Below are 6,285 nucleotides of genomic sequence, written 5' to 3' on the forward strand. Positions count from 1 at the left end.
TGCTCCTTTGTCACCGTGTCCACGCCTAGCCGTTGCGCAGGCCGACGCGGGTATCGGTGTCCACGTCGCCCCCGCCATTGGTGGTGGTGGTGATGTTGATACCGATGGAACGAATGCGGTTGATGTCCGCGCCCACGACCGGCGCAGCGATGGGCGTATTGGTGTCGTCAAAATAGGTGAAGGCGCACGCGGTCACGTTGTTGATGAGCGTCTGCGGCCCTGTGCCCGGGTCGCGCATCACCGCCTGCTGCAGCGGGTCGTAGTAGTAGAGCACCGTCTCCGACGGCTCTGCCGTGGAAATGACTGCATCCGCGTTGTAGTCCGCCTGCACGTGGACGCTGTCCCCGCTGGCCATCAGGAAGGGCACAATCGGGTTTCCGTCCACCACCGGGTCGCAGCCGGCAGTGCGCAGTTCCGTGATCATCAGGGATACGGCGGCGCGGACGTTCATCTGCTGGCCGGCGCGCAGCGTGGTGTTGCCATACAGGCGGTTGGTGGAGAAGAACACATTGTTGATGACGGCGAGCACGATGGCGAAGATCACGATCGTCATCATCAGTTCCACCAGGGTCACCCCGGTGTCACCCCCGGTGCGCTTTGTCATATTCAGGCTGGTGCGCATGGGTCGTCCTTTCACCGTGCGGACATCATGTTGATGATCTGAAGGCTCTGCGGCCGGCCGTGCTCGGTCCAGTTTACCGACAGCGTGATCCGGTCCAGGCGCGCGGGCACCGGTCCGGGCACCAGGGTGGTCACATCGCGGCGCCACGTGTAGACGTCCACCAGGCCGCTGTCCGTGGCCACGTTGCCGGAGCCCAAGCTCTTGGCCGACTCCATCTGCATCTGGGCCAGGGCGAGCGCCTCGGTGAAGCGCCCGGAGTCGGCCACATTCTGCTGCGCGCGGGTCTGGATGAACGCCAGCGGCAGCAGACCGACGGCGAGGATGGCCATCACGACCATCAGTTCGACGAGGCTGAAACCACGCTGTGCGGCGGTGGTGCGATCAGTAGTTGGCATGTTCCACACTCCCGCTGGGCAGAACCGACACCACAACGGAACTGGTGCTGCCGGCGACGGTGATGTCGGCCGCGTCCGCCAAGCCCCAGGCGTAGAAATTGGGGTTGTTGCTGGCCGCGAACGTGATTCCGTCCGGCGCGTTGGTGGTCCGCTCCACGGTGCCGTCGACGGTGTCGACGACCTGGTACTGGTCGTTCGCAAAGTTGATCTGCATGGTCCGCCGCTTGGCGATGGCCATCGAGCGCGCATAGTAGATATCGGTCATCAACTGATTCCGCGATCCCACCTGACGCTGCCTTTTGAGATACCCGGAGAAATTGGGCACCGTGATGGCGGTCAGGATGCCGATGATGGCCACCACCACCATGAGTTCGACGACGGTGAAGCCGGAATGGTCGATTCTGCGATATTTGAAGCGCATACAGTTCTCCTGCGACGAGGTGTGCAAGCGATATGCCAGCGGTCCCGCCCCCCTGCACCGCCATTCGGAGGCGTCCTGAACCCCTTTTCGAAGTCACGCGCGCGCCGGGCAATCCTTGCCGGTCGGGCGGGCCGGTGCAAATTGCGCATCCCGTGCCTGCCGCCGCGCGCCACCGGCCGCAAAACCTTCTCGGCGCAGCGGGTTGTGTCTGACCGGCTCGGCCAGGCCAGTTGGCGCCCGCCGGCCCGGTTTCGTTCCCTCGCCCGAAAACGCCAGGGGCGGCGGAGCCCATCGCTCCGCCGCCCCGGGGTGGTCGATCCGCTGGGCGGGTTTCACTCCACGAACTAGCCAACCACTTTCGGCGTGACGAAGATGATGAGCTCGCGCTTACCCTTCGTCTTGGACTTGCTGCGGAACAACGGCCCGATGAGCGGCACGTCCTTGAGCACCGGGACGCCCGTGGTCAGGCTGGTCTCGGTGTCGCTGATGAGTCCGCCGATGACCGCCGTCTCGCCATCCCGAACCACGACCCGCGTGTCGGCCTCCTGCAGCGTGATGATCACGCCACCCTGGACGGTCGCCTGCTGGGCGAGGTCGGACAGCTCCGGATGGAGGTCCATGGTGATGGTGCCGTCCGCATTCACGTGCGGGACGACTTCGAGAATGACACCGATCTTCTTGAGCTCGGTGATGGGGTTGCCGGCCTCGTCGGAGACGATCAGCGGAATCTCCTTACCCACCATGATACGGGCTTCCTTGTTGTCGGCCGTCGTGATCCGCGGGTTGGAGATGATGTTGGCCTTCTGATCCTTCTCCAGGGCCTGGATGATCAGGTTGAGGTCGCCCCACGACTGCACGGTACCGACGCGGACCTGCGAGAAGGGGTCCAGGACGGGGCTACCGGTGACGATGTCGCCGGCCGCGTTGGCGCCCTGCAGGTTCAACGCCTGCCACTGCACGCCGAGTTCCTGGGTCACCGTGGCGTCGACGTCGACCATCTTGGCGACGATCTCCACCTGGCGCAGCTTCTGGTCCATGGACTTGATCATCTCGACGATCTCATCCACGCGGGTGGGGACCTCGTTGACGATCACGGAGTTGGTTCCCTGCTCGGACTCGATGGTACCGCGCGGGGTTCCAACCTTGGACATGGCCATCTTGACTTCCTTGGCATTCAGGTAGTCCAGACGGACCACGCGGGCCACCAGGGACTGGTTCTCTTCCTTCTTGCGCTCGACGTTGACCGCAGTCAGTTCGTTGTTCTGCAGCTCGTCCATGGGCGCAACGCGGATGATGCCGTAGTCCTCGCGCCAGCCGTAGCCCTGGCTCTTCAGGATCGAATCGAGCGCTTCCTTCCAGGGCACGTTCTTGAGGTGAATGACAACCGGGCCCTCCACGTTCGGGGCGGCGATAATATTGACGCCCGAGAACTCGGAGATGGAGCGCAGCACCGTCTTGATGTCGGCGCCCTGCACGTCGATCGTCATCGGCTGGTTGGACAGCGCGGCGCCGTAGACAGGAGTGGCCATCTCGGCCGCCGCACGCGGCGTGCTCTGCGCCATGACGATTTCGTCGCTCGGCTGGACGGTCTGGTTGACCGGCTCCGGCCAATCGGACTCCGAGGTGGGCAGCTCACTCGCCGCGGCCGCCTCGTCGTTCCATTCGTTCCGGGCCGCCGTGTCGTCCGCCACGGCCATGGTGGCCGCAACCGCCTCCGGCTTCACCTGCGGGGTCTCCGCGGGCCTGGCCGGCGCCTCGACGGCCTTGGCAGCCGTCTCGGCGGGATTGGCGGCAGGCTTGGCAGCCGTCTCCACCGGCGTGGCCGGCGTGTCGGCGGGCTTCGCAGCCTCGACCGTCGTCTCGGCCGCCGCAACGGCGGGCTCCATCGCTTCCGCGGCTGCCTCGGGGGCGGCTTCCGGCGCCGGCGCGGTGGCGTCGACATCCGTGTCGCCGGCCATGGAGGCGCCCATCACCGGCGCGGTGCCGGTGAAGATCACCTCGATGGCGGTTCCCTTCCGCGTCACCTTGTAGCGGGTCCCATCGGCGAGCTCGAATACCACGCGCGTCACGAGATCCGGCTCCGACTGGAACTGGCTCGCGCGAACCGCGGTGATGAGCCGGCCGTCGGCGCGCAGGCTCTCGGTGGCGACGTCGTTCTTGACGCCGACCAGGTCGATCACCAGCCGCGAGGGATTGCTCATCGCGTATTCCTGATACTGCACGACCCCGCTGGGGTTGATCATGTAGGTCGACGCCGTCGGCGACTCCGCGAGCTCGATGCTATCGACGCTCGTGACATCACCAATGACGATCGACGCCAGCATGACCAGACCCGCAACCAGGCCCATAACAATCGTGACATGCTTTGCAGACAGTCTTTTCATCGTTCCCACTCCTTATTACCGTCCAACGAGGTGAAGTCTGACTGTCGTCGTCTGACCAAAGTTGGTGACGCGAGCCACCAGTTCTTCTTCGCCGATTGAGACCACAGTTCCGTTGTGTACGCGATCGCCGACGCGGAGAATGTAGCTGTAACCGCTTGCGTCCTCGAGGAGGGCAAATCGGTCCACTTCGCCGCGTACGACACCCACCAGATGCACCGCGCTCAAATTCACCAGATCCATCTTGTCGCTTCGGTTGAATGCGCCGTCCACGAGAGAACGGAATGGATCGCGGCGATTGAACGCATCGTAGTAATACAGGTTCTCGCGCAGCGTGACCTTGCCCGCCGGTGCCGTCACCGGGGCCGGGCTGGTGACCGCCGGGGCCGCCGCCGCCGTCGAGTCCGCCGGCGCCTGGGAGCGGGCAACCGAGGTCGCAAGCGCCGCGCACACCAGCGCGGCCACGAGACTAGTCGTTGCGCGCGTGCTGCTCATTGACGCTTTCATCACTGACACCTCCGGTCAACGTGTACGCGGTAAGAACGAACTGCGCTTCCACGGTGTTGTTGGAGCGGGCGACCATGTTCCGGGCCGGCTGCTCTGAGTCCTTCTTCTTGCTCGTGCTCGTCTTCTTGCGCTTGTTCGAGCTTTCCTTGGGCTGATCAAGCTTGAGATCGGTCACGTTCACGATACGCTCCATGTTGGCCAGGCGGCCCAGGAACGAGCCCACCTGGTGATAGGTGCCACGCACCGTCACCTGGATCGGGTGGGCGGTGTGGAACTCGGCCGCCACCGGCGGTTTGGGCTGGAAGAGCGCAAACTCGACCCCGGCACGGCTGCCGGCCGTGGTGACCGCGCGCAGCAGGTCGGGCATCTCCTTCTCCTCGGGGAGGAGTTCCTGAGCAGCCAGCCACTGGTCGTGCAGGCGCTCGTACTCCGCCTCGAGACGGGCGAGGTCGCCCACCACCCGGCGCGCTTTCTCCACCTCGGCGGCGAGGCGTTCGTGTTCCGCCTCCAGCGCGGCGATCTTCGCTTTGCGAACCGGATAGTTGAACGGCATCAGAGTCGTGCCGAAGTACACCCATCCGGCCGCGGCGAGAATGACCACGCCGAAGACGATCTTCTGAGTCTTTGGATCCTTGAGGTTCATGGTTGCCCTTCCCTCTGTCGTGACCCTGCGGTCGCGTCCCCGGTTAGTCCGCCAGCGTCGCGCTCAGCGCGAACTGAACCACGCGGACATCCTCGATGTTGCCTTCCTCCGCCTTAACGAGCGCCACCTGCTGGAAGCGTCCCGAAGACTCGAGCCTCGTCATCAGATCCGCGATGATGAAGTTCGAAAACGTGACACCCTGCATGGTGACCTTGGTACCGCCCGTCTCACCGACACCGGTGAGCCAGCAGTTGTCAGGCACGTTGACGCACAGATCGTTCATCATGCGCACGCGCGCGTAGCGGTCCTTGTCCAGCGAGGCGATGACCGCCAGGCGCTTGTTGACCTCCTCGCGCTCCTTCTGCAGCTTGCGGATCTTCGCCAGCTGCGGCGCGAGACGGGCCGACTCCTCGTTGAGGGCCTGGATCTTGGTGTCGTACTCCTTGATCTTCTGGGTCTGCAGGGTCCAGATGCCGGCCACGGCGCCGCCATAGACGATCAGACCCAGCGACACCCACAGGACGGCGCCGCCCGAAATGGTCGGGAGGCTGATCTTCCGCTTGGAAGAGCGTTCTTCGTGCGGAAGCAGATTGATGCGAATCATCTACTTCGCCTCCCTTCTCAGCGCCAGGCCAAGGGCGACGGTGAGCAGCGGGGCAACCTTCTCGGGGTTCTCGCCGTGCTCCTCGAACAGCCCCTCGGCGCGATCCATGCGGGCCACCGCGTCGTTGACCGTAAAGTCGATCTCGTGCTTCTCCGAAAGTATCTCGCGCAGGAAGGGCACACACGCCCCGCCGCCGGAAAGAACCGCGTGGTCGATGCGCTCGGCGTCACCCGCGGTCTTGAGGAAGGCGATGGAGCGCTCGATGCCCATGGAGATGTCGTTGGCCGCGTCCGCGATCACCTGCCGCAGCCGGTCCGGATCCTCGATGGCCGCGTTCCCGGACAGCATGTTCTCGGCCTCATCGAAGGTCACGCCCAGCTCGCGCTGCACGGCCTCCACGAAGACGTTGCTGCCCACACTCAGATCGCGGGTGAAGTACGGAATGTTGTTCTGGATGATGTTGATGTTGGTAACATCGGAACCGATGTTGACCAGGCCCACCACGCGGCCGGCGCCGCTGTCGCTGGTGGCCTCCACCGCGTTCTGGATGGCGAACGAATCCACGTCGATGACCACCGGATTCAGCCCCGCGTCACGCACGATACCGGCGTGCGCGTTGACCATTTCCTTCTTGGCGGCGACCAGCAGGATCTCCATCTGGTTGGCGCCCACGTCCTCGTTGAGGACCTGGAAGTCGAGACACACGTCGTCG

Annotated in this window: 8 protein-coding genes and 1 pseudogene; all 9 read right to left on the reverse strand. The window is 64.5% G+C overall.

The genetic code is table 11. The annotated features are described in order from the left end of the window. Positions 1 to 25 precede the first annotated feature (25 nt). Positions 26 to 637 (reverse strand): prepilin-type N-terminal cleavage/methylation domain-containing protein, encoded by a 612-nt coding sequence (locus OEX18_13600; GenBank protein ID MDH4338302.1) that lies wholly within the window; start codon positions 635 to 637, stop codon positions 26 to 28. Beyond that, on the reverse strand, positions 634 to 1,017 hold the full coding sequence (locus tag OEX18_13605; protein ID MDH4338303.1) for a prepilin-type N-terminal cleavage/methylation domain-containing protein: 384 nt from the start codon (positions 1,015 to 1,017) through the stop codon (positions 634 to 636). The genes OEX18_13600 and OEX18_13605 overlap by 4 nt, the downstream gene beginning before the upstream one ends. Beyond that, positions 1,004 to 1,282: a GspH/FimT family pseudopilin gene (locus OEX18_13610; protein ID MDH4338304.1), complete on the reverse strand. Its 279-nt coding sequence runs from the start codon at positions 1,280 to 1,282 to the stop codon at positions 1,004 to 1,006. Before OEX18_13610 ends, OEX18_13605 begins: the two co-directional genes overlap by 14 nt. 30 nt (positions 1,283 to 1,312) lie before the next feature. Then, positions 1,313 to 1,438: pseudogene (locus tag OEX18_13615) on the reverse strand (prepilin-type N-terminal cleavage/methylation domain-containing protein). A 344-nt stretch (positions 1,439 to 1,782) separates the two neighbouring features. After that, a complete protein-coding gene (locus tag OEX18_13620) occupies positions 1,783 to 3,822 on the reverse strand; it encodes an AMIN domain-containing protein (GenBank protein ID MDH4338305.1) in 2,040 nt (679 codons plus the stop codon). Between the two features lie 15 nt (positions 3,823 to 3,837). Continuing rightward, entirely contained in the window at positions 3,838 to 4,314 is a 477-nt protein-coding gene (locus OEX18_13625) for a pilus assembly protein PilP (protein ID MDH4338306.1), read from the reverse strand. After that, on the reverse strand, positions 4,289 to 4,969 hold the full coding sequence (locus OEX18_13630; protein MDH4338307.1) for a type 4a pilus biogenesis protein PilO: 681 nt from the start codon (positions 4,967 to 4,969) through the stop codon (positions 4,289 to 4,291). Before OEX18_13630 ends, OEX18_13625 begins: the two co-directional genes overlap by 26 nt. A 43-nt stretch (positions 4,970 to 5,012) precedes the next feature. After that, positions 5,013 to 5,573 (reverse strand): PilN domain-containing protein, encoded by a 561-nt coding sequence (locus OEX18_13635; GenBank protein ID MDH4338308.1) that lies wholly within the window; start codon positions 5,571 to 5,573, stop codon positions 5,013 to 5,015. Further along, on the reverse strand, positions 5,574 to 6,285 hold a 712-nt coding region (locus OEX18_13640; GenBank protein ID MDH4338309.1), incomplete at its 5' end, for a pilus assembly protein PilM. It abuts the gene before it with no gap.

The sequence above is a fragment of the Candidatus Krumholzibacteriia bacterium genome, assembly GCA_029865265.1.
Classification (GTDB): Bacteria; Krumholzibacteriota; Krumholzibacteriia; order WVZY01; family JAKEHA01; genus JAKEHA01.